Genomic DNA, 25,460 nt, shown 5'->3' on the forward strand with positions numbered 1-25,460 from the left:
CTCGGGCGCATATTAAAAATTGAAACAAGTGGGTGACGTGTCCCGCAGACCGGCGCGAACAAGCCGGGTGCCGAAACGGCGCGGGCCAGAGCACGGGGAGTTGCATGAGACGGCGCCTGTTCGGTGCGATCGCACTGGGGTGTTTGTTCGTGTCTTTCGCGGCGCCGGTCGCGGAGAGCGACCCTTCGCGTTCGGCGCCGATGCAGTTCGTGCTGCGTCAGGACGCGGGCGCCTGCGGCGCCAAGTGCAGAACCTGGATTTCCGCCACCGGCATGATCCGGGCAGAAACGGCGCGCGATTTCGAGGAGTTCGCCCGCAAGAACAATATCCGTGGTGGAACCATTGCGCTGAATTCCGAGGGCGGCTCGGTGCATGGCGCGATCGCGCTCGGCCGCGCCATCCGCAAGCTCGGTCTGACCACGACGGTCGGTCGCACCGTCGACCTGCCGGGCTATTCCGGCGCTGGCGGCAAGATCATTCCCGCCAATCTCGTCGCCCGCGCCGATTGTGAATCGATGTGCGCCTTCGTGCTGCTGGCGGGTTCCCGGCGTGTTGTGCCGAATGAGGCGCGCGTCCGCGTCCACCAGATCTGGCTGGGCGACCGGCGCGACGATGCGGCTGCTGCGACCTATTCGGCGGAGGACCTCGTGCTGGTCCAGCGCGATATCGGCAAGCTGGCGCAATACACGGTCGAAATGGGTGGCAGCGTCGAGCTGCTCGAAATCTCGCTCCGCATTCCGCCCTGGGAGCCGATGCGCTCGCTGACCCGCGACGAATTGCGGCGCATGAGTCTCGATACGTCAGATGCGACCGACGCGCGCTCCGCGCCGGCTGACACCACCTCGACCATCACCCCCTCGCCATCATCGGGCGGGCCGCTGAAGCGCATTGCGCTGAGGCCGGCGAAGGAGAGCGATCGAGCGCGTGGATGGACGATGATCGAGCGTTCCGGCTCGTCGACGCTGACGCGCCGGCACCCGCTGACGATCGAGGGCGAGGACCTCGGGTCGCTGGATATCACCTTTGCCTGTGGCACCACCGCGGGCGATGTCATGGTGCTGTACACCGAGAACCGTCGTGGCAGCGCCGATGCGCAAGCCAAGCCGCTCAAGAGCGTCGAGTTGAGGCTGTCCGGCAAGATCGTTCCGATGGCGCTTGGCCTGTCGCGCGAGACTGAGACCGCCGGCGAGCGTATGTCGGCGGCGAGTGCGGTGATCCCTGTGAGTGTGCTGCGTAGTTTCGCGTCCGGTTCGGCCCGCTCAATCACGGTCGAGACCGCGAGCGAGACCGACGAGGCATCCGTGATCCGGATCGGCAATACCGGCGCGGCGCAGAATGTGCCCCAGTTCCTGACCGCCTGCGCCAAGACCGACCGCAGCGAGCACGCCCGGTTGCAGCCGGCAGCGCAGTGATCGACGGCTGTCGATAATTCGCCTGTCTCTCAGGACGTCTTGCGGCGATACATCGCCCAACAGGGCGTCAGCGGCTGTTCGGTGAATTGCTGTTTCAATGTCGCGCCGAACCACAATGCCGCCGGTTCGGTTGCAGACGTTTTGTTCAGCGCGCAGGCTGGCACGAAGACCGTATCGACATTGCTCAGATAGGCCTTCGCTTCATCGTCCGTCATCGGTGAGACCGTACGAATCGGATCCAGCACGATCTTCGTCCCTTTGGGTGGTGGCGCTTTCAACGCCACGCCGAACATATCGGCGAAGGCGACGGTCATGACGCGGCCAAGATCGGTGATCCCGCGGTCTTTCAGAATCTTGATGGCGTCATCGACCGTCTTCCATTGCGCCAGATAAAGCTCCGCGTCTGCTGGGTTGAGGTAGGAGTGGCCTTTGTCTTCCAGCGCACGCATCGTCGCCGCGCTCTCGGTCCAGAGCGCAACGCGGGATAACGCAGTCTCCACCATCGGCTCCGGCACGACGAGATGGGGCATGAAGGGATCAGTCCACGCGACATGCTGAGGTGCACCTAGCCGGTTCACAAGGTTGCACATGCCTTTCTCGAAGGCGCCGATCGCAAGGTTGCCGCCGATCAACGTCGCCGCTGTGACCAGCAAAACCAGCCGCGTCGTGTTGAATGGCTTGCCAAAAAGCCCCGGCGCAAACAGCAACCCGAGCGCTCCAACCATTTCGTGGCCATTGGTCGACTGGCTTTCCGCAACGATGATCGCGCCGATTGCCGCCGCCATGGCGACCGGCTGGCGGATGATCGACAGACGCGCGAACCAGTTGCCCGTGGCACGCGTGGCCAATGTCCAGCGCTCGAGCAAGAGGGCAAGGATGAGGCCGCCGAGCAGCAGCAATTCGAAGAATGATTTGTAGACGAAGGAAGCCAGGAAATAGAGTACGCGTCCCCGGTTCACCGCCGCCATGGCCCGAATATCGGCCAGGTAACCACCGAGGATACCGGTGGAGAGCTGAACCACGATCAATATCAGCGCCGTGATCGCGATGCTGATCAGGGCCGCCTTGCGCCAGCGGGCATCGAACAGGCTGTAGACGATCAGCGGTCCGAGGATGACACCGAGATAAACGAATTTACTGAAGATCGCGATCAGCAGCAGGGCGGCAATGATGACTGTATTGAGCCAGACCCTTGTCGAGGAAGCGCGGAAAAACCACGCAAGAGAGACGAGCGTGAACGCTGCTCCGAAACGGTTGTAGCTTGCATAAAAGGCATTGCCGCACATTTCGTTTACGTTCGTGTTGAACGGCAGCAGGGTGGCGATGGCCACAGCAGCAACGAGCGCTGCGCCTGCGATCCGGTTTGGAATCTGTGCGCAGGCGGCGGCGAGGAGCGGTGAAAGCAGAAGAAAGCCGAAAAGATGAGAGCCGATATAGGCCGGAATTTGTGGAAAAAGCTTTTCAGACAGGAAATACGAGAAATAGGGCAGTGCGCCGGTCGGAAGAGAGAAATCGATATGAGGAAGCTGACCCGCAGCGATGCGTCGGGCACCATCAGCGAGAAAGAGAGCGTCATTGCCGCCGGCGCCGGCGGTCAGGTGCGGAAACATGAACCAGACACCAGCATAGACGGCGGCAATGAAAAGAATAAGCAGGAAGGCCGCCAAGATGCGCGATCCAGTGTGATCCATCCTCGCTGTACTCATTGCTTCACTTTCGAACTGCAAATGGTGGCTGGACAAGCCTCGTTGATCGAGCGGATCAGCTAGCGCGCTACAGCCTCGTAAATCGCATAGTAGGTCCCCTTCGGTCGCAATAACCGCGCGAAGACCGATTGATCATAGTTGTTCTCAACCAGCTTGAAGCCGGGGATTTCTGCCGGCGGAGCTCCAAACTCTCTCTGTGAACGATACAGCACGTCAACATTCGGAGGATTGTCATTCTCCTTGTGCGGCTGGCCAAAGAACAGAATGGTGATGTCTTTCAGTTTTCTGACGTCATCGACGCCAGCCATGAGCGGCGGATCCATTGCGATCCGGCGGTTGGCAGCCATGTACCGATCCACCGATTGGGTGATGCCTTGTGCAAGCCTGTGTTGATCGCGAATGAACGTGACTGTCTGCATGGCCCAAACAGCCTGGCCAAGACAACAAGCGGCAGCGAATAGCGCAAGCGGCGCTATCAATGCGATCTTGGCATAACGTGTATGGGCTCCGGTTGCGCTGACGATCATGACCGCGATGAGTGCGATTGCCGGAACCAGAACCGTGAGATTGTAGGCGGTCAGCGGAATACGGATTGCGGTATAATACAGTAAATACGCCGCGGCGAAGCAGATCAGGATGAACAGCGCAGAGAAAATCCGGCTTCCGGCGCGCCATATCTGCATTAGCGCATAACCGGCAATGCCGGCCAGAACCATAAACATCACGGCCTGGAACGGGATCAGTCTTGCCGCCACATAGGCCTTCAGAAATCCGGAGGTGTCTTCGCGCGCCGCTGTTTTGGCGCTGTGCATGCGAATTCCCTCCAGCCAGTCTTGCGCCGCGTACGGATAGACGGCGGTCAGCATCACAGCGATCGTCACGAGCGCCGATACCAGACACACAAGGCCCTCCAGAGCGAAGCCGGTATAACCCGTGTCGCTCCGCCGGACATAAATCGTTGCGGCGGAGACGCCGATGCCGGTGAGGACACCGGCGACCGGGCTCGTCACTGTGACAAGTCCAACAAGCACGCCGGCGGCAAGGCCGCGTAAGGCGGCCCGCTCGTTGGGCAGAAAGTAAAAGAGTGCGGTGATCGCAACCAATCCCATCGCGGCCAGCAATTCGGGGCGTGCCGAGTACTGAAGAATACAGGCAACGGCAATCACATAGAGCATCCAGCGCAATACGCGGCTGGACGTCACGGTGTTCACGAGCGGATACCATGCGGCAAGGAAGACGCCGCCGATGGCGATCACCGCGATATTCAGACAATCCAGCGTTCCGCATGGCGAAAGCCAGCCGACCAGCATGGGCTGCAGGAAGCCGTGCCAGTTGAAAATGGCCGAGGAGATCGGATTGACCCAGACATTGTCGAAGCCAAGTCCGTTAAGCCACGAATAGCTCACCAGCAGGAAATAGGCGTCGTCGAAAAGGATTGGTGGCCCTTCAAGCCATCGAAAGGCGAGAGCCAAGCCACCGGCATAAAGGACGTACAACAGCAATCCACCAACTGCGCGGGAAGAGAGTCCAAGCTTTTTAGGGGAAGTAGAATGGATCGTTGATCCGAGATCGGATGCAGTCATGACGCAAACTCATGCTGTGGCGAATATCGAGTTGTATATGCAGCGATCATCACGCCCTGTGCGTTCGCGCGACGCTGAAAGTCAGCAGCTTGTGGCCGAAGAAATTCACGACGGCACCGATGCCGATGGCGACGCCATGCGCGAGGCCTTCCTTGATCGTGTCCGGCAGCGGCATCCCGCCTTGCAGATTGAGAAGCGCGAGCGTCAAGGCCAGCACCACGACCGCGCCGACAAGGTTGACCAGCAGAAACACAATGATCTGCTGTGCCATCGGGCGGTTGGAGCCGGGGAACACATAAGTCCGATAAAGGCAGAAACCCGCCGACATGCCGATCGCATAGGCCACGAGCACGGCAGCGCTGAGCGGCATGATCAGCGACAGCGGAAAGCGCACCAGCCAGTTGATGGCGGCGGCAAGGCCCCCGAGCAACAGGAAGCGGACGACCTGGTTCTGAAGCAGGGCCTGCATCGGTGCGTCCGGTGTCAGACCAGCCAGCCGGCAAGGAATGCCGCGCCCATGATGCCGCCGAGCGCAATACTGATTTTGTCGCGGACCGCGAAGGCGACGGGATCGTCATTCAGTTCGCCGCGATGGCAAAGCAGCCAGATGCGCGAGATCCACATGAACAAGGCCGCCGGCAGGACCCAGAGCAATTGCGGCATGTGGTAGAAGCCAGCCGGATAAACGTCGTTCATGATGTAAAGCACCATGATGACGATCGCCGACATGCCGGTGGCCATGCCCATCGCCAGCACAAGGCCGGAATCGGCACCGAGATAACCGCGGCCGCTGATCGTGGTCTGGCCCTTCGCAACGCTGCGCTGAATTTCGGTCTGCCGCTTGGCAAAGGACAGCGACGTGAACAGGAACATCGAGAAGACGAGCAGCCATGGCGAGGGTGGGGCCGCGACGGCGGTGATGCCGATGCCGAGCCGCAGCGTGAACAGGAAGGCCAGCGTGAACGCATCCACGATCGGCTGGCGCTTCAGATAGAAGGAATAGGCGAGCGTCGTCGCCATGTAGAGCGTCAGCACCGCCAGCGATGCGAGGCCGAGCCATGCTGCCGCCACGAAACTCGTGGCAATGAGGGCAGCCGCGATGGGAATGCCGTGCTTGATGCGCAACGCGCCGGAGGCCAGCGGCCGGTTGCGCTTGGTCCAGTGCTTGCGGTCGTCGGCCAGATCAAACAGGTCGTTGAGGAGGTAGGTGCCCGACGCCATCAGCGACATCGCCGCGAAGGCAACCACGCCCTGCAGCAAAGCCATCGGCTGGTCCGCCATGCCGGACAGGATGAGCGGCACGAACACCAGCGCATTCTTGGCCCATTGGTGAATGCGCAGCGCCTTGGCGAAACCCTTCAGGCCGAGTGAGGGACGTGGGAATTCCGCTTCGACCGGCTTGCCAAGGTTGCGGGCGGCTTGTGCAACGGATGGTGAGGCACCGGCCAGCACGATCGAACGCGATTGCCGCCACACTTTCAGATCGGCTTGGCTGTCGCCGGCATAGGCAAAGCCGCTCGGGAAACGGGCCGCGAGTTGCCGGGCTTTGTGTCCGCCCTTCAGATTGGTGACACCATCGCTGGCGATCACGAAACTGATGAAATCGAAGCGCCGGGCCAGGCGATGCGCGAGCAAGAGGTCGGCCGCTGTGGCGAGGCCGACCTTGCGTCCCTTGGCATGCTCTGCGGCCGCGAATGCGACGAGGTCTTCGTTGACCGGAAGATGATCGACGTCGAGGGGAACGCGCTCGCTCAGTTTGCGCTTGAGGACGGCCTTGCCCTGCAGCAGCCAAAGCCCAAGCTGAACAACACGAAGCGGATTGGCCTTCACGTAAGCGACTGCCGTCTCGTGCAAGAGGTCGGTGCGCAGCAGCGCATCATCGACATCGAGCACAAGAGGGGGCAGATCGGCCTGAAGAGCTTTCTGCTCCGCGGTCGCAAAATTAAGGGCACGCATTTGCAATATTCCCGTCGGCTGCATTCCGACGGGCTATCTAATGCGCAAAATTTGCTGGGTGTTTTGTTCCCTTTGTTAACCTGAATAGGCCCGGATTTCTTCGATCCTGGTAAGGTCCCGGTAAGGTCGGCGGACCTGCGACGATTATTCCGCGGGCTCTGTTTCCTTGGCCGCCTTGCGTTTCTGCTCGATCTGGTCGATCGCCGAGACGACCGCATCGAAGGTGAGAAGGGTCGAGGCGTGTCGGGCCTTGTAGTCGCGCACCGGCTCCAGCACCGCGATGTCGGCCCACTTGCCGGAGGGCGGGGCGCCGTTCTCCTTCAGCATCTGGCGCACCGTCTCGCGCAGCGACCGCAATTCCTCGGCCTGCGAGCCGATGACATGCCGCGCCATGATCGAGGACGAGGCCTGGCCGAGGGCGCAGGCTTTGACGTCATGGGAGAAGTCGGTGACGGTATCGCCGTCCATCTTCAGGTCCACGGTGACCGTGGAACCGCACAGTTTTGAATGCGCCGTAGCGCTGCCATGCGCGTCGGACATACGGCCGATCCGGGGGATGGAGCCGGCCAATTCGAGGATTTTGGTGTTGTAGACGTCGTTGATCATGAAAAAAGCTGACTGGTTCGTTCAGGAACCGTTATTGGAGTTGCAGCGCCAACCGATTATATAGGCGCTTGGGAATGCGGCGTCCAAGCCCGGAGGGGTGACGCGGCCGACCCGGTGACACCCCCGGTGGCCCAATCCGTTTCTGAATTGAGAGCCCCGGTCGAACGGAGAGACCTCGTATGGACGCCATTATCAAGCCCTGGCCCAAGACCGGCCAGCAGACTGCCGACACTTCCGATATTGCCCGCCCGACCCGCGAACAGGCGGAAGAGGCGGTGCGGACCCTGATCGCCTTTGCCGGCGACAACCCGGCGCGCGACGGCGTGCTGGATACGCCGGGCCGCGTGGTCGAGGCTTATGAGGAAATGTTCCGCGGCTATCGCGAAAATCCGAAGGAGGTGCTCGACCGGACCTTCTCGGAGAGCGAAGCCTATGACGATTTCGTGCTGGTGCGCGACATCACCTTCAACTCCCATTGCGAACACCACATGATGCCGTTTTACGGCCGGGCGCATGTGGCTTATCGGCCGGTCGATCGCGTGGTCGGCCTGTCGAAGCTGGCGCGCCTTGTCGATATCTACGCGCATCGCCTGCAGACGCAGGAGCACATGACCGCGCAGATCGTCACCGCGATCGACGAGATCCTGAAGCCGAAGGGCGTCGCCGTGATGATCGAGGCGGAGCATATGTGCATGTCGATCCGCGGCGTCACCAAGCCGGGCGCGCTGACGGTGACCACGCAATTCCGCGGCACCTTCCGCGAGGATCCGAACGAGCAGGTGCGTTTTTTGACCTCGATCCGCGCCGGACAGCGCTGATTGTCTGATCCGAGCGGGCGAAGCTTTTCGTCCGCTCATTCCCGCGCATTCGGGAATCCAGATAGACTGAATTTGTATGCCGACTCGATGCCGGGGCCCTGCCTGCGCGGGGACGAGCGGCATTGTCGCTGGCTTTTTTCTGGAGCGCCGTCATGGTCGCCACATCCGAAATCGAAGAAGGCCTGACGCTTCTTCCCAAATTCGACGCCGACGGTCTCGTCACCGCGGTGGCGACCGACGCTGCGACCGGCGAATTGCTGATGGTCGCGCATATGAACGAAGAGGCGCTGGCGAAGACCATCGCATCTGGCGAGGCGCATTATTTCAGCCGCTCGCGCAGGAAGCTGTGGCGAAAGGGCGAGGAATCCGGCCACACCCAGCGGGTGATCGAGATGCGCGTCGATTGCGATCAGGATGCCGTGTGGCTGCGGGTAGAGCAGAAGGGGCCGGGCGCCTGCCATACCGGTCGCAAAAGCTGCTTCTACCGCGCGGTGCCGCTCGGACAGACCGGCGAGGCGGCGCTGGAATTTCGCGAGGCGGACAAGGCCTTCGATCCGGCGAGTGCTTATCGGAAAGACTGAACGTAGAAAATCCGGCTCTCGCGTCATGCACCGTGACGGCACATTCAGCGCATTATCTTTTCTTTCTCCGCGATCAGCGTCTTAATCCTATCGGCATCCGCAGGCGTTGCCGGATTATAGACCACCATCCCAAGATCCGGCCGGCCATCGACGGCAAAGGCTGAATATTCCATCGCAAGCGGTCCAACGACCGGATGGTGCAGCGTCTTAGCGCCATCGCTATAGGCGCGCACGTCATTGTCGCGCCACATCGCCGCAAATTCAGGGCTCGACTGACAAAGGTCATCGACCAGCGCCTGGATCGAATGCACGGCGCCGGCGCGTGCGACATCGGCCCGGAACGCAGCGACCACAAAGCGCGCCACGCTTTCCCAATCGACCTGCGCCGCCCGCACGCGAGAGTCGCGAAAGACGAGCCGCAGGATGTTGCGTTGCTCGGGTGGGAGTGCACCATAGTCGGTCAGCACCGCTGCGGCGGCTTTGTTCCACGCGACGACATCCCAGGTCGGCGTCTTCACAAAAGCGGGGCTGATCTCCAGGGCGTCGAGCACGCGTTGCAATCGCGGCGTTACGCCGGTGACGGCCCGATAACGAATCTCGGGCGGGCGGCCGAGGCCGAGCAGGAACAGATGCTCGCGCTCGATGTCCGTCAGCATCATGGCGCGGGCAATGCGATCGAGCACATCGGACGACGGCGCGCCACCGCGTCCTTGCTCCAGCCATGTGTACCAGGTGGCGCTGACGTTGGCGCGCTGGGCGACTTCCTCGCGCCGCAGGCCCGGCGTGCGTCTGCGTTTCAGCGGCAAGCCGAACGCCGCGGGATCGAGCTTGGCGCGGCGATCTTTCAGGTAAGCGCCAAGGAGATTGCTGTCCGCCATCGCGTCGTCCAGTTAGTTTTTATAACAGTATAACACCACTACTTTACCAGAATATATTGGGCGACGACAGTACCCTCATCACATAAAGAGGGTTTTGAAGATGCGTGTGTTCGTCACCGGAGCGACGGGCTTCGTCGGCTCGGCTGTTGTTCGCGACTTGATGGTTGCCGGGCATGAGGTGCTTGGACTTGCCCGCTCTGAAGCGGCGGCCGCATCGCTGGCTGCGGCCGGAGTCGGGGTGCATCGTGGCTCGCTCGAGGATCTCGACAGCCTGCGGAAGGGAGCTGCGGCTGCAGATGGTGTGATCCACACCGCTTTCGACCACGACTTCTCGAAGTTCAAGGAGAATTGCGAAGCGGACCGGCACGTCATCAAGGCGCTTGGCTCTGCGCTTGTCGGTTCCAACCGGCCGCTGATCATCACATCGGGAATAGGACTTTTGCCGCAGGGCCGTCTTGTGACCGAAGGCGACGTGCCGGCGTCGTCCATCCCCCGCGTTGCGTCGGAGGAGGCGGCGAATTCGGTGGCGGCAGGCGGTGTGCGAGTCTCTATCGTTCGCCTATCGCCATCGGTGCATGGCGTCGGCGATCATGGCTTCGTGCCGATGCTGATCAACCTTGCACGCGAGAAAGGCGTTTCGGCCTATGTCGGTGACGGGCTGAACCGCTGGCCGGCGGTGCATCGGCTCGATGCCGCGCGCCTTTACAGGCTGGCGCTTGAGAAGAATGCTGCGGGCGCGCGCTATCACGGTGTCGCCGAGGAGGGCGTGCCGTTTCGCGCGATTGCCGAGGTGATCGGCCGCCGTCTGAATGTGCCGGTGGTCAGCAAGACCGCCGAGGAAGCCGCAGAACATTTCGGCTGGTTCGCCCATTTCGCCAGCATGAATGTGCCGGCCTCGAGTGCGAAAACGCGCGAATTGCTGGGATGGCAGCCACGACAGCGCGGGCTTATCGAGGATATCGATCAGCCCGGCTATTTCGGAAGCTAGAAACTAACTGCGCTCAGGGCGCGCAGCGCTCCTGCCATGGCGTCGGCCGCTTGAGCGAAAGCACCACGCCGTTGCGCACGCTGAACCGGCCTTTGCTGTCGTGATTGGCCATCGCGCGAATGCGCCCCGCCGCATCCTTGGCGAGGATATTGGTGCGCGTACCGGCTTTGCCGAAATCGATCACGATCGAGATCGTTCCGTCGGGCAAAGCCGACGCATCGACGATGGCGAGCGAGTCCTGGTTGCTGCCGACATCGCGATCCAGGAACACGGCTGCCTCGCGCTGCACATAACGCGCATAGGCGTTATCGGGCGACGGCGGCCTGGCGCAATTCACCGCGAAGGTGCCCAGCAGGTCCCAGCCGCGGACAACGTCGAGAACGTCGGCGGATGACGGCCCTGTCGTTGCGATGAAAGCAAACAGCATGGCGACGCCTCGATGGAGAATTGCCGCCACTTCAAACCTCGCCGCCGCCCTGACTAGCGGTTATCTGTAGTCGATCGCGCCGCGCGCAAGCGTCATTGTCCACGCGCTGATACAGTATTTTGGTTCAATCCGGTTGGGTTGCAGCTGTTCAGAAAAAGGTTCAACGCGTTAAACGGATTTCGCAGCCGCAGCGCGCGCCAACAGTTGCTGCGCGCGGACAAGATGAGGACGATCATACATCTTGCCGCCGATTCCCACGACGCCCGCGCCCGGCTGCGTCTCGAACGCGGCGATGATGCTTTCCGCCTGCGCGATCGCTTCGGCATTCGGCGTGAAGACGTCGTTGATAATCGCGACCTGCGCCGGGTGGATCGCCATCTTGGCCGTGAACCCGTCGCGGCGGGCCTCTTCCGCCTCGCGGCAAAGGCCGGCTTCATTGCGAAAATCGACATAGACGGTGTCGATGGCCGTGACGCCCGCGGCCGAAGCGCCGGCAAGGCACAGGACCCGCGCCAGACGATAGGGATCCAGGAAGTCGCCGCGTTCGTCGCGATTGGCTTCGGCGCCGAGATCTGCGGAGAGGTCCTCGGCGCCCCAGGTGAGGCCGGTGAGGCGAGGCGAGGAGCCGCCATAGGTGTCGGTCGTGAACAATGATGCCGCCGTTTCCGTCGCGATGGCGATGATGCCGATGGCGGCGTCCGGCAAACCGGCAATCGCTTCCCGGGCCGACAGCTTGGCATGCAGATGCGTGACCGATACACCGCCCGCGGCCTTCGGCAGCATGATCGCATCCGGCTTGCCGGCGACGACGGCATCGAGGTCTTCATCGGTCAGGCCGGTATCAAGAGCATTGACGCGGACGAAGAGGCGCGGGCGGTGCGCTTTCTTTGCAGCACCCTGCAGAAAGGCCAATGCGGTCGCGCGGGCCTCCGCCTTGCGGTCGGCGGCAACCGAATCCTCAAGATCGACGATCAGCGCATCGGCGCCGCTCGATAGACCCTTGTCGAGCTTCTTTGGACTGTCACCGGGAACGAAGAGCAGGGAGCGCATATCGGATGTCTCGATGGCTGTGAACCTATCCTCCGTTCATTCCCGCGAAAGCGGGAATCCAGCGCGACTGTTCTGGGTCCCCGCTTTCGCGGGGACGAACGGAGCCTCAGTTGCTTGCCGCAACTACACCACCGGCCGCTTCTTGATGAACGCCGACCGCCGGCATTCGGCCACCAGCTTGTTGTCCTGGTTGAAGGCGCGGTGGAGCAGTTCGACGATACCGGCATCGGATCGCGATTTCGATTCGCGTTTGCCGACGATCTCGGTCGAGGAATGCAGGGTGTCGTTCTCGAAGACCGGATGCGGGAAGCGCGTCTCCTGCATGCCGAGATTGGCGATGGTCGTGCCGGTGGAGATGTCACTCACCGACATGCCGATCATCAGCCCGAGGGTGAACAGCGAATTCATCAGCGGCTGGCCCCATTCGGTCTCGGTGGCGCAGAAATGCCGGTCGATATGCAGCGGCTGCGGGTTCAGCGTCATGTTGGAGAACAGCATGTTGTCCATCTGCGTGACCGTGCGGTAATAGCGATGCTCGTAGGTCCGGCCGACCTCGAAATCCTCGAAATACATGCCGCCGCGCGGGTGCCGCTTTGCTGTGTCCGTCATTCGCTTCCTCGATTTCTTTGAAGTTGGAGCATGATGTCACCCGAAAACCGCTTCACACTTTTCGGCATCATGCTCCTGCGGCAAAAAGTGCCGCTTGTCACACTCATTAAGGTCTCGTTTACCATAGTTCGACAAGGTCGCTTCGTCAGGGGGAGAATCGGCACACCGATTGCCTGACGACAGGGGCAGGAGATCATGGCCGTAGAAGCCACGCAGCCGATCGGTACCAGAGCAACCCACTCGGCGACAGCAGCGATACGGCAGGCCTCGCAGGTCACGGGCGCAAGGTTCAGCTATCTCCTCGCCACCGCCAAAGTCGAATCCAACCTCAATCCCAATGCCGCGGCGAAGACCTCGTCCGCCGGTGGCCTGTTCCAGTTCATCGATCGCACCTGGCTCGGCACCTTGAAAGAGGCGGGGCCTTATCTCGGCTACGACCGATATGCCGACGCGATCACCCGCACCGACGACGGCCGTTACATCGTCAACGATCCGTCGATGCGCCGCGAGATTATGGCGCTGCGGCAGGATCCCACCGCCAATGCGCTGATGGCCGGCGTCTTCACCAACAGCAACGCCAAGCAGCTCACCAACAATCTCGGCCGCGCACCGACCGACGGCGAATTGTATGTCGCGCATTTCATGGGTGCGACGGGAGCATCGCGCCTGATCGGCATGTCGGAGTCCAATCCCTCCGGCAAGGCGGCCGATGCATTTCCCGTTGCCGCGCGCGCCAACCGTTCGATCTTCTTCGATCAGAGCGGCCGGGCCCGCAGTTTTGCCGAAGTCGCCCGCAACCTGACCAACCGCTATGACGTCGCCCAGGCGCGCATGCGCGGGATCGATGCGGCCGATGCGACGACGGCGGCAACGCCATCGACCGCCTTCGTGCCGGAATCGCCGAATGTCGCGCGCGCCTATCAGGTGGCGGAAACCGCATCGCGCATTCCCGCCTTGCGCAACAATCCGCAGGCGATGGCGCACTATGTCACGCAGGCTGCCGCCGTGCAGAACCCGTTGCCCGGCGAGTCGATGTTCCACAATCCATACCGCTCCGCCCAGCCACGGCAGGCGGTGTCGAGCACGGTCGCCAATCTGTGGACCAACCAGAACCGCACCAGCCAGCAGGAAATGGCGCGGCAGATGGCGCTCGAGCTTGAGGGCAAGACACGGCCGCAAGCGCAGAGGCAGGCTAACTATTCGGTTCAAGCGCCACGCTATCAGACGCATCCGCAATATCCGGTTCAGCAGCCACAGACCGTCGCGCAGGCCGACACCCATGGCGCACCGAACAACGGGGCGCTCGGCCTGTTCCAGGATTCAGCGCCTGATGTCCGCTCGCTGTTCACGCACGGCGTGCGCGGTTAAGACTTCGGCAACAATCGCAAAGATTTATGGTGAACCCTTTATTAAGGGGGTATCTGCTAGCCTCACTGCAAGCCGGCGGGTGTGTCGTCGTCTTGTAGCGTTGAGCCAGACATGATTGTTCGACAGTTCCTTTTTTGGTTGCGTAGCGCGCCCGCCGGCGAGCGAGCCGAAGCGACTGCCGCTCTGGCCCGTGCTTATCTTTATTCCGACTTGTCGAATGACGACCTCGCCGCCGCCGAAGGCGCGATGACCATGCTGCTCGACGATCCGTCGCCGCTGGTCCGTGCGGCCATGGCGGAAGTGCTGGCGGCCAGCGAATACGCGCCGGCATCGGTGATCTACGCTTTGGCGGCTGACCAGCCCGAGATTTCCATCGTCATCCTTGAACGTTCGCCGCTGTTGCTCGATGCCGAACTCGTCGATGCCGTGGCGGCGTATGGCACGATGGCGCAGAGCGCGGTTGCACGCAGAGCCAAACTGCCGCGCTCCGTCGCCGCGGCGATCGCCGAAGTCGGGACCGCGGAGGCCTGTCTCGAGCTTGTGGAAAATCCCGGTGCCGATATCGCGCCATTCTCGATGGAACGTCTTGTCGAACGGTTCGGGCATCTCGCGGCGATCCGCGAGGCCTTGCTGGCGCGAAGCGATCTTCCGGCCTCGATGCGTCAGGCTTTGGTCGCGACATTGTCGCGGACACTCGCCGAATTTGTCATCGCTCGCGACTGGCTGAACGCGGATCGCGCTCACCGTATCGCCAAGGAAGCCTGCGAAAAGGCCACCGTCGCGCTTGCCGCATCGTCGTCAAAGGATGGAGTGCGGCCGCTGATCCGCCATCTGCGCGAAAGTGGGCAGCTGACCGCGGGGCTGATCCTGCGGGCGCTGCTGTCGGGCAACATGGCGATGTTCGAGGAGGCGCTGGCCGAACTGTCCGGCACGACAAGGACTCGCGTTTCGGCGTTGATCCAGGACCGGGGCGGGGCCGGCCTGCGCGCGCTCTACCACAAGGCGGGTCTGCCGGCTTTAGCCTATCCGGCTTTCCGCGAAGCGGTCGCGACCTTGAATGAGGACGGCTTCCTCGGTGATCCGTCCGGCGCGGCGCGTCTCAAGCGCCGGATGATCGAGCGTGTGCTGACGCGTTGCGCGGGCCTCGACAGCGACGATATCGAGCCGTTGATGATGCTGCTGCGCCGCTTCGCCACCGAGGCCGCGCGGGAAGAGGCGCGGATGTTCTGCGACGATCTCGTGGACGGCATGATGTCTGGCGGTGACCAGTGGCAGGATGTCGGTGCGCCTCACGACAACGCCGATCATCACGACGCCGCCGGCAATGCTGTCCAGGACAATGCCGGCTATGATTATGCTGACTACGGCAGTGCTGAATATGCCGGCGCTGATCACGGAAACTGGAACGATCTCAGTCCCGATGCCGGCTTGCTCGCTGAAGTGAGTGCGAACGACAGCTATGCGAATGATAGCGACGCTTATTACGATGATCCGTTGACTGGTGGAGTTGCGGACTACGAGAGTTTCGATGAGCTTGCGTCGCACTATTCCAACTATAACGACGAGCGCTTTGCGGCCTGACAGGGGCTAGCGCCGGCTGCGCTTTCGTCTCTCGGCAGGGCGGGGCTTGGCCGCGGCTTTTTCGTCATCGCGGCTGCTGTGGGTCAATGCGGCGCGCAGATCGGTAAACTTGCCATGCTTGCGCAGCACATCGCGCACTGCTTCATCGACCAGTTCCTGTAACGTCGAGGAGCGATCCTCCGCTAGCTCCTGCAGCGCGCGCAGATCTTCGGTGTGGAAGTCGATCAGCTTGCGGGGCATGCGGCGTCGCTATTGCTGCTCCGTGCGTGGATGCCGGTCATGCAGGAAAACGGCGAGCTGTTCGCGCAGGGATTCGTCGCGCTCGGTGTGATGCCCGGCCACGACGGCATCCTCGAACAATCGCTGCTGTATATCCTGCGGCAGCTTGCCCCAGGCCTTGATCACGGCTTTGCCGAGCGCCACGGCGTAGCGTGTATCTGTTTCCGCGTAGCGTGTGTCTGTGTCGATCGTCATGGCTCACCCCGCTATTCGCCCGGTAACGCAAAAAGGGCGAGAGGAGTTCCGTAACGGTCAATCGCCGACGGCAGCGCGAGGCGCGTCGAACAGGCCATCGAGATAGCCGGGGCGGTGGCGGTTTTCCCGGATCAGGAAATCCTGCGCCACTTCGGTCAGCCGCATGGTCAGCGCCCCTGCGACCTGTTCGATATCCGGCCGGCCATATTCGCGAACGATCGCACGGACCGCATCGACGTGCTGATCGATCAGCAGCAGCGGAATGCGATCGTGTTTTGGCGAATGCTCCAGAAGCATGCAAAGGCTGTTGGCCACCGGCGTGGTGAGCGGATAGCCGAATGTCGCGGCGTCGCCTTTCAGGTCATGGGCGGAATGAAACAATTCGGCGGTGGTCGCTTTGTTGAAGCCGTGCTGCCTGATGCTGGCGCGGGCCGCATCGAGACGGTCGCATTCCTTGACCATCCAATCGGCGAACTCGCTCGATAATTGCTCCATTGCCGCTTCAGCACGGGCGACGGGATCGTCATCGGGCAGCGAAACCCGCGCAATCGCCTTCGCCAGCGTGTTGACCGGCTTGATGATCTCGTGATCGGCAAAGGTGAGAACGCCAGGACGGTCATTGTAATGACGATCATTGTTATCGTTTGTCATGACGGCCCCATCAGCTCGATATATTCGCTTTGTCGTAAAGCGAATGCTGCTCGATGATGTCTGCCTTTTCTCCCTTGCGGCGTTCCGGTCCGGTATAGTTCGAGACGACACCACGCCGGCGATCGGGGCCGAAATAGGTCTTGGTCCGCACGAATGGCCGCGGGTTGATCACCACATTGAGAATGCGCTCATAGAGCGCCTTGGCCGATAGCGGCTTGGCCAGGAATTCGGTGACGCCGGCGTCGCGCGCCGCCATCACATGTTTCTTTTCCGAATGTCCCGTCACCATGATGATCGGCACGAACGGGTTGGCGTTTGCACCCGGCTGGCGGATCATCCGTGTCAGTTCCAGCCCGTCGAAGATCGGCATGGCCCAGTCGGTGATGACGATATCGGGGACGTGCTGCATGAAGGCTTCGAGGCCTGCGGCGCCGTCTTCCGCTTCAATGACCTCGCGCGCGCCGAAACTGTGCAACAGGGTGCGCAAAATGCGCCGCATATGTGCATTGTCGTCGATGATGACGAAACGCAGGCGATTGAAGTCGATGCGGGCAGCCATAGCGAAGCGAGGACGAAAGTCGCGGGAAAGCCAAGCTACGGTTGCCGCATTAACGAAGCCCTAACCATACCAGGGCGCGACGGCCAGTGCGCTAATAACCAAATTGCTCGCGCAGAATCCGCTCGTCGAGGCTGTGGCCCGGATCGAACAGCATGTGCATCGAGATGGCATGATCCATGGAGATTTCGACCCGCACGACATCGCGCATTTCGGCATGGTCGGCCACCGCGGCCACCGGACGTTTGACCGGATCCAGCACGTCGACCGCGACGCGTGCCGTATCCGGAAGCAGCGCGCCATGCCAGCGGCGCGGGCGGAACGGGCTGATCGGGGTGAGGGCGAGGAGCGGGGCCTTGATCGGGATGATCGGCCCTTGCACCGACAGGTTATAGGCGGTGGAGCCGGCCGGAGTGGCGACCATGACGCCGTCGGCGACTAGCTCCGGCAGCCGCTCCTTGCCGTCGATCAGGATCCGCAGCCGCGCCGCCTGGTAGGTCTGCCGGAAGATCGAGACTTCGTTGATGGCATAATGCTCGACGCTTGCGCCGTCGTTGTCGCGTGCGAGCATGACGAGCGGGTGAATGACCGTCGGCTCGGCCGCGGCGAGGCGTTCGGGCAGGCCGTCCAGCTGGAATTCGTTCATCAGGAAGCCGACGGTGCCGCGATGCATGCCATAGATCGGCTTGCCGCTGCGCATCAGGCTGCGTAGCGTCTGCAGCATGAGGCCGTCGCCGCCCAGTGCGACGATGACATCGGCTTGCGCCGGCTCGCAATTGCCGTAGCGATTGACGAGATGCGCGTGCGCCTCGACCGCCTCCGGGCTCTGGCTCGCCACGAAGGCGATCTTGTCGTACCGGCGGGCCGGGCTCATCGGTCGCCCCTCGCACTTCCTGTCGCAATTGCTATAACGCGGTCCGCTGAAAGTTAAGGCAAGAGGTGTCAGATGGAACGCGTGGTGCTCGTCTATACGACTTATCCGTCGCTTGTCGAGGCGGAGAAAGCCGGGCGGGATGTGGTCGAGCAGCGGCTGGCGGCTTGCGTCAATATCCTGCCGGGCATGGTGTCGCATTACTGGTGGGAGGGGAAAATCGAGCGGGGGCAGGAGGCGGTGATGATCGTCAAGACGAGAGCTTCGTTTTCCGACCGTGTCCGCAGGGCGCTGAAGGCCTCGCACCCCAACAAGACGCCGGCCATCATGGTGATCCCGACCGAAATGGTCGAGGACACGTATCTGCGCTGGATCATGCAGGAGACCGATCGCGCCGCGCTGGCGTGAGTTAGCCGATGCCTGGTTTAACCACGCGGTGACAGCGAGCAGTCTGCACCCTCTCCCGTGTGGGGAGAGGGTTGGGTGAGCGGGATCAGCTATTCATCAGGACCCAAACCCCTCACCCGACCGAGCTGAGCTCGGCCGAACCTCTCCAAAACGGAGAGGCGGGGCATCAACGCTGCTTACCCATGATGCAACCGTCGATGAACATCATGACGGCCATGTCCTGACCGTCATCGTCGCTGCTGGTGCCGCTCAGGCGGAAGCCTCGTGATGTCGCAAGATTCAGGCAGTCATTGAAGGTTTGACCGTGCTTTGCTTTCATTTCACTCATCATCTCACTCACGCTGCGTCTCTGGGATTGCGCGAGAGCGCTGGTGGCGAAGCTAACCGTGGCGAGCGCGGTGATGGCAACAATCAAAGTTCGCATGAGTTGCTCCTTCTGCAAAAGCGGCCGTAGCGTGCTAGGGCGCGAGTGGGGAGATCGACGCAAGTCTTGATTTGAAAACAGGCTTGGTTTTTTTAAGTTTTTTGATCAGCGAAGTTCATCAACGGCGCTTCGGCTGATGCCGGTCACTTCCGCTGAGAATTTGGATGCAATCACGACGGACGTCGATGTCATCACGGCGATGTGCGCAGACGACGTCGGATGGTTTATTCGCGATTACTGTTTCAAGGCGATTTTATCTTTCAATGGATCAAGATCGTTCTCGCCGACGTGAGTGATCGAAAAACACTTTTGTCGCACCAGCCCATTCCGCCCCATCCTTCGAGACGTTGCTTGGCAACGCTCCTCAGGATGAGGCCGATTGCAATCAGCAAGGTTGCAATCTCAATACACATGCAGCGGCAATAATCCGCCGGGCCCGATGATGAGGCCCCAGGCCTCGTCGGCGCCGACCGTGATCGTTTCGCGTTCCGACCTGCCGCCGATCTTGAGCGAAACCTGATACTGGCCGGGCGCGAGATCGAGCATCGGCCCGTCCGGATTCTTCGCGCCAGCGCCGGGCTTCACCCGGAAGGTCTGCTTGTTGATCGTGACGACCGCTTCGCTGTCGCCCGGATTGCCGATCAGCACCTTGGCCTGGCCCGGCTTCGGCAACACGCCCGCCTTCTGCGCAACCTCCGGCTTGCGCAAGGCGAGCCGTACTTGCGTATCGTTGCCCTTGCGTTCGAGCGTGAGCACGGCCGGTCCCTCCGGCGCCGTGAAAGCGGCTTGCGAACGCACTTCGCTGACCGACGCGCCCTGAGCTTCGCTCCAGCCGCGCGCGGTCAGTTCGCGCCGATAGAAGGCAAGCATGGTCGCGACATCCATTGGCACGGTGGCGTTGAGCACGACACGGTATTGCGTACGCTCGCTGCCGCTCGCTGTGCGGCGTTTCGGGACGGGATGGCCGGCGACATCCTCGGCCGTCAGATCGTCGTCGTTGAATTGTTGCGTTACTTTCGCTGCGGCGGCTGTTTTGCCCGGTGGCTGTGCCGCCGCGGTGACGAGGCCCGAGCCCGAGGCGCGCACCCGCACGCCCTGACCGAACTGCATGATGGTGAAGGAGAGCTTCTGGCCGCCCTTGGTGAAGTCTAACACCACCATATTGTCGCGGTCGATGGTCGGCTTGCGCGTGCTCCAGCCCGCGTTCGTCATCTCGGCTTTGTAGAAGGCGGCGAGCGAACGCACGTTCGGGCCGCCCATGAATTCCAGTTCGCCCTTGTCGCCATTGAATGCGACGTCATCGGCGCTCTCCGGTACCGGCACCGGTGCGGCATTGTCGCTCTTTGCCCGCAAGACTGTGACCGGCGCGTCGCTCTTGGCGGCGGGCGCTGCGGGGGCGCGCAGCGACTGCTGCACGTCGCGCAGCACATTGTCGATCTGCGCGTTGATCTGTGCATCGATGGCCGCGCTTGCGCGTTCATGTTGTTCGCGCGCGGCGGCCTTCGCCCGTGCTTGCTCCGGAGTTTCGGCCGGCGGCGTCTGCCGCTGTTCGGCGGTGAGCACGCGAGCGGTGGTCGGCGTGATGTCGATGCGTGTGCGGCCTTCGTCGTTGCGTGTCAGCGAGAGCACGAGGATCTTCTGGTTGTCGCGGGTAAAGAAGGTGAGCGCGCCTTTCTCCGACACCTGTTCGGGCTTTCCCGCCCAGGGCTGATAACCGAGTGCGGCCATGTCCTTGCGGAAGAAATCGAGCAGCGCCGCGACCGTCTCCCCCGACACGGCGCGCAGATGCGGGCGCTCGGGCGCGAAGCCGATCTCGGTCGCGTCCTTCGGGAAGGGCAGGTCGTTGGCGAGCGCATTGGCGCTGTAGCTCACACTCGTCGCGTTGCCCTGCGCAGGGGCCGCAGTGACGAAGGCGACGATCGCCTGCGCTCCCTTCTTGAAGGTCATGATCCGTTGCGGCGCGTCCGGCGCGCTCTGCGAGAACGGATCGCCATAGGTCTGCCAGCCTGCGGCGGCGAGCGCCCTGACAACGGCTTCGGCCGCCTGCGCGACACTGCCCGAGGTCGTGTAGATGGTCGAGGCCGGGCCGGCATAGGTCAGCTTGGCTCCGGCGACGCGCGGCAGCGTCGCGGTGTCGAGACCTTGCGCCAAAGCGGGAGTCAGGCCTGCAAGGCTGCCGAGAACGATGACGGAAAAGAAGGTGCGGCGCGCCGCGCGGATCATGAGTTTGCCCCTGATGGAAATTTTTGGTGCGTTGGAAAAGCTTTGGAATACGTTCGTCGCGTGAGGGCGGGAAAGGTTCAATAGATGCAGGGAGGGTGGGACTGAAGCGTTTCAGCGCAAGACATAGCGGCCTTCATCGAATTGATGCAAATTCGATGGAGTCACAAAACGGTGAGATCGCTCAGCGTTGTAAGGCGGGTTAGCGCAGCGTAACCCGCCGTCGTTGCGTTTGCGATGGTGGGTTACGCGATCGGGCCACGCGTCGCGTGCCGTCGATGGCGAAGGCATTGGTCAGTAAGTCTGATTCCCATCCAGCGCCGCCAGCAGCGATTTATAATCCTCGCAAGTCTCGCCGCAGATCGCCTTGATCGTGTCGAGATGATCTTCCGCCTTCAGGCGGTTGCCCTGTTCGAGATGCCACATCCCGTAATATTGCCAGGTGCGGGTGTGTTTCGGATCGGCGGCGAGCGCCTTCTCGTACCAGGTCCTGGCGTCGTCGGTACGGCCAAGCTTGCGGCTGGAGAAGCCGATCAGATTGGCGACATCGGGATGGTTGTCATGGTCGAGGGCACGCAACGCTGTGATCGCTGCCGCGTAATCCTGCTTCTTGTAGATGAGATCATGGGCGTGATGATAACGCTCGATGAAATCCCGCTCGGATTTCTTCGCCGGTGCTTTTTTCTTTTTCGGTGCGCTCTTCTTCGCCGGTTTGGCGGTGCTGCCGCCCGGCTTGGCCGATTGCAATTGCGGGCCGGTCATCACCGGATCGCGGGTATCGACAGCGAAGGTCGGTGTTGCAGTGATTGCGACGGCACTGATCAGCGCCGTCGCCAGAACAGTGATTCCAGGTGACTGCATGACAGCCTCCTTGGGTTGACGTTAGTAGGTCGAATTGCCCTCCAGCGCACTCTTCAGCGAGGTGTAGTCGTCGCAGCCCTGGCCGCAGATCAGACGGATCTGTTCGAGATGATCTTCTGCTTTCAGGCGGTTCCCCTGTTCGAGATGCCACATCCCATAATATTGCCAGGTGCGGGTGTGTTTCGGATCGGCGGCAAGAGCCTTCTCGTACCAGGTCTTGGCGTCCTCGACGCGGCCGAGCTTGCGGCTGGAGAAGCCGACGAGGTTGGCGACATCGGGATGGTCGTCGTGGCCGAGCGTCTTCAATACGGTGATGCCGCCGGCATAATCCTTCTGTTTGTAGATCAGGTCATAGGCCTGCTTGTAGCCGTCACGAAATTCGCGGTCCGATTTCTTCTCCGGGGCGGGCTTGGTTTCGGCTGGCTTTGAGGTCCCGGCCTTGCTGTCGGACGGTTTGGCATCCGGCTTGGTCTCGGATTTGGCGTCCGGTTTCTTGTCGGACGGTGCGGTTGCGGGGGTGGCCGGCTCGTCGATCGCCGCGGCATAAGCCTGGCCGGAGACGACAAGACCGATAATGGCGGCCGCGGCGAGAAGGTGAAGGCGTGGAATAAAGCGGGTCATGGTCTGATGCTCGCTGTGGATAAGGGAAAGATGGCGTGCAGCTTCGTCCCCGCTGATCTGTCGCTCCGAGCCGGCGCAACGTTCAGCCTCACCAACATACATGATCCCTGTGTCATTCGGCGGTCACATGCTCAAAACGGCGTGATCTTGACTCTGGGCGCGCCGGATCGGACATTGCCGCAACGCACTGGTTCTCCGGTACGCACCGGAGAGGCAAGAGGGAACACGGAACGGCTTTCGGGCCGAAGCCGTGGCTGCCCCCGCAACTGTGAGCGGCGAGTTTGCTGTCCAATCTTGGCCACTGGGCAACCGGGAAGGCCGGACGGTAAATCAGGACCCGCAAGCCAGGAGACCTGCCAGCGCAGTCACCCAACCGGTGGGCGGGGCGTCCATACGGAGCGGCTGTTCGCAGCGGTGACGCTTGAGAGCCGATGCGAAGGCCGTACGAGAAATTTTTCTCCTGCGACTTTCCGTAAGGCGTGAGCGGTGCTGGCCGGCGCGATGGCGGATTGCCATTGCTGATGGTGTTCTCTGTTCGCGTGTTCTTCGCATCGGGTTTTGTTCACCGAACGCTCCGGCCAAGGCCGGGGCAGCGAAGGGCTAAAAGGGCGATGGGGGCGATACTTCAAAGATTTTGTGCAGGCGCGATGGCATCGGCTGCATTCGTGGCCGTGACGGCCGGCAACGAGGCGGCAGCGCAGGTCACGCTGCCAGAGATCAATGTTACGGATACGCGGTTGAGCGGTGTCGGCAATGTGGACGGTGTCGTCCCGTTAGGGGCCGGTATCGTCGGCGCGTCAACGTCGGTCATTACCGCCGAGGATATCGCGCGATCGCCGGAACAAACGCTGCCGGGTATCCTGTCGCGCGAACCCGGTGTTCAGGTCACCAACCCTTTTGGTGCCGTCAACGGCGCGCGTAGCGTCGTCGATATGCGCGGCTTCGGCGCGTCGGCTGGATCCAATACGCTGATCCTTATCAACGGGCGGCGCGTCAACGATGTTGACATCGCTTCTTTCGATCTTGCTTCCATTCCGCGCGAGAGCATCGAACGAATCAAAATCACCCGCGGTAATAGCGGTGCCGTCCTGTATGGCGATGGGGCAATGGGTGGTGTCATCAATATCGTGACAAAGACCGGTGTGGCGTTGCCGCCGAAGTTGCGTCTCGATGGTGCATTCGGTTCGTTCAATTACAAAGAAGGCAATCTCTCGGTGAGCGGCTCGAACGGTCCGTGGTCAGCAAGCGTTTACTCAAATGCGATTGGATCGGATGGTTATCGTCAGAACAATCATTACACGCAATATAACGGCGTCGCGGACATTCGTTATACTGTGCAAGAGGGCAGCTTCTATCTGAACCTGTCCGCCGACGATCAATCGCTCGGGCTGCCCGGCGGCCGGCGCGTTCAGCCCGATATCGGCATGAACCAGCTGATCACCAATCGCCGGGGCGCGACGACGCCGTACGATTTCGGTGACAAGCAGGGATATAGCGGAACGATCGGCTTCACGCGGATGCTTGCGCCTGGCGCTGAACTGATCGTGGATGGCGGTATCCGTCAAAGACTGCAGCAAGCGGCATTTTTCAACGCAACGCCGACAATGGCGACAACGGACCCATTAAGAGCGGTCGATACCACGCTGACCACCAGCTCCTTCACGCCTCGCATTAAGCTCGATTCAGTCTTTGCGGGTATGAAGTGGAATGCGCTCGGCGGCATTGATTATTACAATGCCGACTACAATTCGGATCGGTCGCTGCAGCTGGGGTCTGCTCCGATCAACAAATACGATCTCAACCAGAGTTCGCTCGCGGCCTACTGGATGCAGACGATCTCGGTGTTGCCGACCACGGACATTTCCGGCGGCGGCCGTATTCAGCGCACCTCGATCGGTGCGCGCGACAAGTTCGACGCGAATGCGCCGGGTGGCTCGTCATGCTTTCCCCCATTTGGCTGTTTTCCGAACGGCGTGCAGGGCATTCCGCTGGACGAAAGCCAGACCAACCATGCCTTCCATCTCGGCATTGAGCACCGCTTTACGCCGGACTTCGCTTTGTTCGGGCGCTGGGCCCAGAGCTTCCGCGTGCCGAATGTCGATGAGCGCGTCGGCATGGTAACATCGGGAGGAATAGATCCCACCACTTTCAGATTGCGGACGCAGAAGTCGCACGATGTGGAAGGTGGCGTGCGCTTCAGCAACGGTCCGCTGAAGGTACAGTGGAGCATCTACAACATGAATCTAACGGATGAAATCCACTTCCGTTACGCACCGAACTTCATCGCCGACAATACCAACCTCGATCCGACGCGGCGCTACGGCAACGAAACCATCGTCACTTACGCGTTCAACGATGCGGTGCGTTTCAAAGGCGGCCTTGCTTACACGCGATCGGTGTTCCGTGAAGGCATCTTTGCCGGCAATGACGTGCCGCTGATTTCGAAATGGACCGGCAGTGGCGGCGTGTCATGGGATATCTGGCAGAAATATCTCACGCTCGACACGGTCGTTCGCTATGTCGGCGATCGCCGTATGGACAACGACCAGCGCAATCTTCAACCGCTGATCCCGGCGGCAACGACGGTCGATATGCGTCTCGGCGGCCAGTATGAACAGTTCTTCTGGTCGGTCGCGGTGGTGAATCTCTTCAACAAGCAATATTTCGATTACGCGATTGCCAGCCCGTTTCCGGACGGGCCGGGGAGCTCGCTCGGCACCTACAATGCCTATCCGTTGCCCGGCCGAACCTTCATGGTGAAGGCGGGCATGACGTGGTGAGCGCGCCTATTTGATGGAAACAGAAAGGGCC

26 protein-coding genes and 1 riboswitch are annotated in these 25,460 nt (G+C 61.6%); of the genes, 8 read left to right on the plus strand and 18 right to left on the minus strand.

All coding sequences use genetic code 11. The features are described from left to right. The first annotated feature begins 104 nt into the window (after window positions 1-104). Entirely contained in the window at window positions 105-1,412 is a 1,308-nt protein-coding gene (locus CAK95_RS20800) for a COG3904 family protein (RefSeq protein ID WP_086089649.1), read from the plus strand. Between the two features lie 29 nt (window positions 1,413-1,441). Here the strand turns inward: CAK95_RS20800 and CAK95_RS20805 are convergent, their stop codons facing one another. The 5 genes from CAK95_RS20805 to CAK95_RS20825 all read right to left on the minus strand — a co-directional run bounded on the left by CAK95_RS20805 (window position 1,442) and on the right by CAK95_RS20825 (window position 7,263). After that, on the minus strand, window positions 1,442-3,103 hold the full coding sequence (locus CAK95_RS20805) for a hypothetical protein (protein WP_086089650.1): 1,662 nt from the start codon (window positions 3,101-3,103) through the stop codon (window positions 1,442-1,444). A 74-nt stretch (window positions 3,104-3,177) separates the two neighbouring features. Next, window positions 3,178-4,620, minus strand: a complete 1,443-nt coding sequence (locus tag CAK95_RS20810; RefSeq protein WP_086089651.1) for a hypothetical protein — start codon at window positions 4,618-4,620, stop codon at window positions 3,178-3,180. 130 nt (window positions 4,621-4,750) lie between these two features. After that, complete coding sequence (locus tag CAK95_RS20815) at window positions 4,751-5,170, minus strand: GtrA family protein (protein WP_086089652.1); 420 nt, start codon at window positions 5,168-5,170, stop codon at window positions 4,751-4,753. A gap of 14 nt (window positions 5,171-5,184) precedes the next feature. Continuing rightward, window positions 5,185-6,657, minus strand: a complete 1,473-nt coding sequence (locus CAK95_RS20820; protein WP_086089653.1) for a UbiA family prenyltransferase — start codon at window positions 6,655-6,657, stop codon at window positions 5,185-5,187. Window positions 6,658-6,801: 144 nt separating this feature from the next. Then, entirely contained in the window at window positions 6,802-7,263 is a 462-nt protein-coding gene (locus CAK95_RS20825; protein WP_086089654.1) for an iron-sulfur cluster assembly scaffold protein, read from the minus strand. Window positions 7,264-7,442: 179 nt separating this feature from the next. Between CAK95_RS20825 and folE the strand changes: the two genes are divergently transcribed. Beyond that, complete coding sequence (folE, locus tag CAK95_RS20830) at window positions 7,443-8,081, plus strand: GTP cyclohydrolase I FolE (RefSeq protein ID WP_086089655.1); 639 nt, start codon at window positions 7,443-7,445, stop codon at window positions 8,079-8,081. A gap of 152 nt (window positions 8,082-8,233) precedes the next feature. Further along, window positions 8,234-8,662 carry a phosphoribosyl-AMP cyclohydrolase gene (gene hisI, locus CAK95_RS20835; RefSeq protein WP_086089656.1) on the plus strand — a complete coding sequence of 143 codons (429 nt, stop codon included), beginning with the start codon at window positions 8,234-8,236 and terminating at the stop codon, window positions 8,660-8,662. Window positions 8,663-8,706: 44 nt separating this feature from the next. On the opposite strand, the gene CAK95_RS20840 is transcribed toward hisI, so the two are convergent. Next, entirely contained in the window at window positions 8,707-9,540 is an 834-nt protein-coding gene (locus CAK95_RS20840; RefSeq protein ID WP_086089657.1) for a helix-turn-helix transcriptional regulator, read from the minus strand. Window positions 9,541-9,640: 100 nt separating this feature from the next. Here CAK95_RS20840 and CAK95_RS20845 point away from each other — a divergent pair, with 100 nt between their 5' ends. Then, entirely contained in the window at window positions 9,641-10,528 is an 888-nt protein-coding gene (locus CAK95_RS20845) for an SDR family oxidoreductase (RefSeq protein ID WP_086091558.1), read from the plus strand. A 13-nt stretch (window positions 10,529-10,541) separates the two neighbouring features. Here the strand turns inward: CAK95_RS20845 and CAK95_RS20850 are convergent, their stop codons facing one another. The 3 genes from CAK95_RS20850 to CAK95_RS20860 all read right to left on the minus strand — a co-directional run bounded on the left by CAK95_RS20850 (window position 10,542) and on the right by CAK95_RS20860 (window position 12,614). Then, complete coding sequence (locus tag CAK95_RS20850; protein WP_086089658.1) at window positions 10,542-10,955, minus strand: hypothetical protein; 414 nt, start codon at window positions 10,953-10,955, stop codon at window positions 10,542-10,544. 168 nt (window positions 10,956-11,123) lie between these two features. Beyond that, window positions 11,124-12,005, minus strand: coding sequence for an HpcH/HpaI aldolase/citrate lyase family protein (locus CAK95_RS20855; protein ID WP_086089659.1), 882 nt, complete (start codon window positions 12,003-12,005; stop codon window positions 11,124-11,126). A 123-nt stretch (window positions 12,006-12,128) separates the two neighbouring features. Continuing rightward, complete coding sequence (locus tag CAK95_RS20860; protein WP_086089660.1) at window positions 12,129-12,614, minus strand: MaoC family dehydratase; 486 nt, start codon at window positions 12,612-12,614, stop codon at window positions 12,129-12,131. Between the two features lie 195 nt (window positions 12,615-12,809). Here CAK95_RS20860 and CAK95_RS20865 point away from each other — a divergent pair, with 195 nt between their 5' ends. Both CAK95_RS20865 and CAK95_RS20870 read left to right on the plus strand, forming a co-directional pair. Beyond that, window positions 12,810-13,982: a transglycosylase SLT domain-containing protein gene (locus tag CAK95_RS20865; protein ID WP_086089661.1), complete on the plus strand. Its 1,173-nt coding sequence runs from the start codon at window positions 12,810-12,812 to the stop codon at window positions 13,980-13,982. 111 nt (window positions 13,983-14,093) lie between these two features. Further along, window positions 14,094-15,563 carry a DUF2336 domain-containing protein gene (locus CAK95_RS20870; protein WP_086089662.1) on the plus strand — a complete coding sequence of 490 codons (1,470 nt, stop codon included), beginning with the start codon at window positions 14,094-14,096 and terminating at the stop codon, window positions 15,561-15,563. Between the two features lie 6 nt (window positions 15,564-15,569). On the opposite strand, the gene CAK95_RS20875 is transcribed toward CAK95_RS20870, so the two are convergent. From CAK95_RS20875 to CAK95_RS20895, 5 genes are all read right to left on the minus strand, one after another. Next, window positions 15,570-15,803, minus strand: a complete 234-nt coding sequence (locus tag CAK95_RS20875; RefSeq protein WP_086089663.1) for a ribbon-helix-helix domain-containing protein — start codon at window positions 15,801-15,803, stop codon at window positions 15,570-15,572. Between the two features lie 9 nt (window positions 15,804-15,812). Continuing rightward, entirely contained in the window at window positions 15,813-16,037 is a 225-nt protein-coding gene (locus CAK95_RS20880; RefSeq protein ID WP_086089664.1) for a hypothetical protein, read from the minus strand. A 57-nt stretch (window positions 16,038-16,094) separates the two neighbouring features. Then, window positions 16,095-16,688, minus strand: coding sequence for an Hpt domain-containing protein (locus CAK95_RS20885; RefSeq protein WP_086089665.1), 594 nt, complete (start codon window positions 16,686-16,688; stop codon window positions 16,095-16,097). Window positions 16,689-16,698: 10 nt separating this feature from the next. Next, window positions 16,699-17,247, minus strand: coding sequence for a response regulator (locus CAK95_RS20890; protein WP_086089666.1), 549 nt, complete (start codon window positions 17,245-17,247; stop codon window positions 16,699-16,701). Window positions 17,248-17,338: 91 nt separating this feature from the next. Beyond that, window positions 17,339-18,118, minus strand: a complete 780-nt coding sequence (locus CAK95_RS20895; RefSeq protein WP_086089667.1) for an NAD kinase — start codon at window positions 18,116-18,118, stop codon at window positions 17,339-17,341. A 72-nt stretch (window positions 18,119-18,190) separates the two neighbouring features. On the opposite strand from CAK95_RS20895, the gene cutA reads away from it, so the two are divergent. Next, complete coding sequence (gene cutA, locus CAK95_RS20900) at window positions 18,191-18,523, plus strand: divalent-cation tolerance protein CutA (RefSeq protein WP_086089668.1); 333 nt, start codon at window positions 18,191-18,193, stop codon at window positions 18,521-18,523. 166 nt (window positions 18,524-18,689) lie between these two features. Here cutA and CAK95_RS20905 read toward each other — a convergent pair whose 3' ends face one another. The 4 genes from CAK95_RS20905 to CAK95_RS20920 all read right to left on the minus strand — a co-directional run bounded on the left by CAK95_RS20905 (window position 18,690) and on the right by CAK95_RS20920 (window position 22,649). Next, window positions 18,690-18,947, minus strand: coding sequence for a hypothetical protein (locus CAK95_RS20905; protein ID WP_086089669.1), 258 nt, complete (start codon window positions 18,945-18,947; stop codon window positions 18,690-18,692). 402 nt (window positions 18,948-19,349) lie between these two features. Beyond that, complete coding sequence (locus tag CAK95_RS20910; RefSeq protein WP_086089670.1) at window positions 19,350-21,170, minus strand: hypothetical protein; 1,821 nt, start codon at window positions 21,168-21,170, stop codon at window positions 19,350-19,352. A gap of 291 nt (window positions 21,171-21,461) precedes the next feature. After that, window positions 21,462-22,028, minus strand: a complete 567-nt coding sequence (locus tag CAK95_RS20915) for a tetratricopeptide repeat protein (protein ID WP_086089671.1) — start codon at window positions 22,026-22,028, stop codon at window positions 21,462-21,464. Between the two features lie 21 nt (window positions 22,029-22,049). Continuing rightward, window positions 22,050-22,649 (minus strand): tetratricopeptide repeat protein, encoded by a 600-nt coding sequence (locus CAK95_RS20920; protein WP_086091559.1) that lies wholly within the window; start codon window positions 22,647-22,649, stop codon window positions 22,050-22,052. A gap of 171 nt (window positions 22,650-22,820) precedes the next feature. Then, window positions 22,821-23,024, plus strand: a riboswitch (cobalamin riboswitch). A gap of 272 nt (window positions 23,025-23,296) precedes the next feature. Between CAK95_RS20920 and CAK95_RS20925 the strand changes: the two genes are divergently transcribed. Then, a complete protein-coding gene (locus CAK95_RS20925; RefSeq protein WP_086089672.1) occupies window positions 23,297-25,429 on the plus strand; it encodes a TonB-dependent receptor in 2,133 nt (710 codons plus the stop codon). Window positions 25,430-25,460: the final 31 nt, after the last annotated feature.

The organism is Pseudorhodoplanes sinuspersici, from assembly GCF_002119765.1.
GTDB lineage: Bacteria > Pseudomonadota > Alphaproteobacteria > Rhizobiales > Xanthobacteraceae > Pseudorhodoplanes > Pseudorhodoplanes sinuspersici.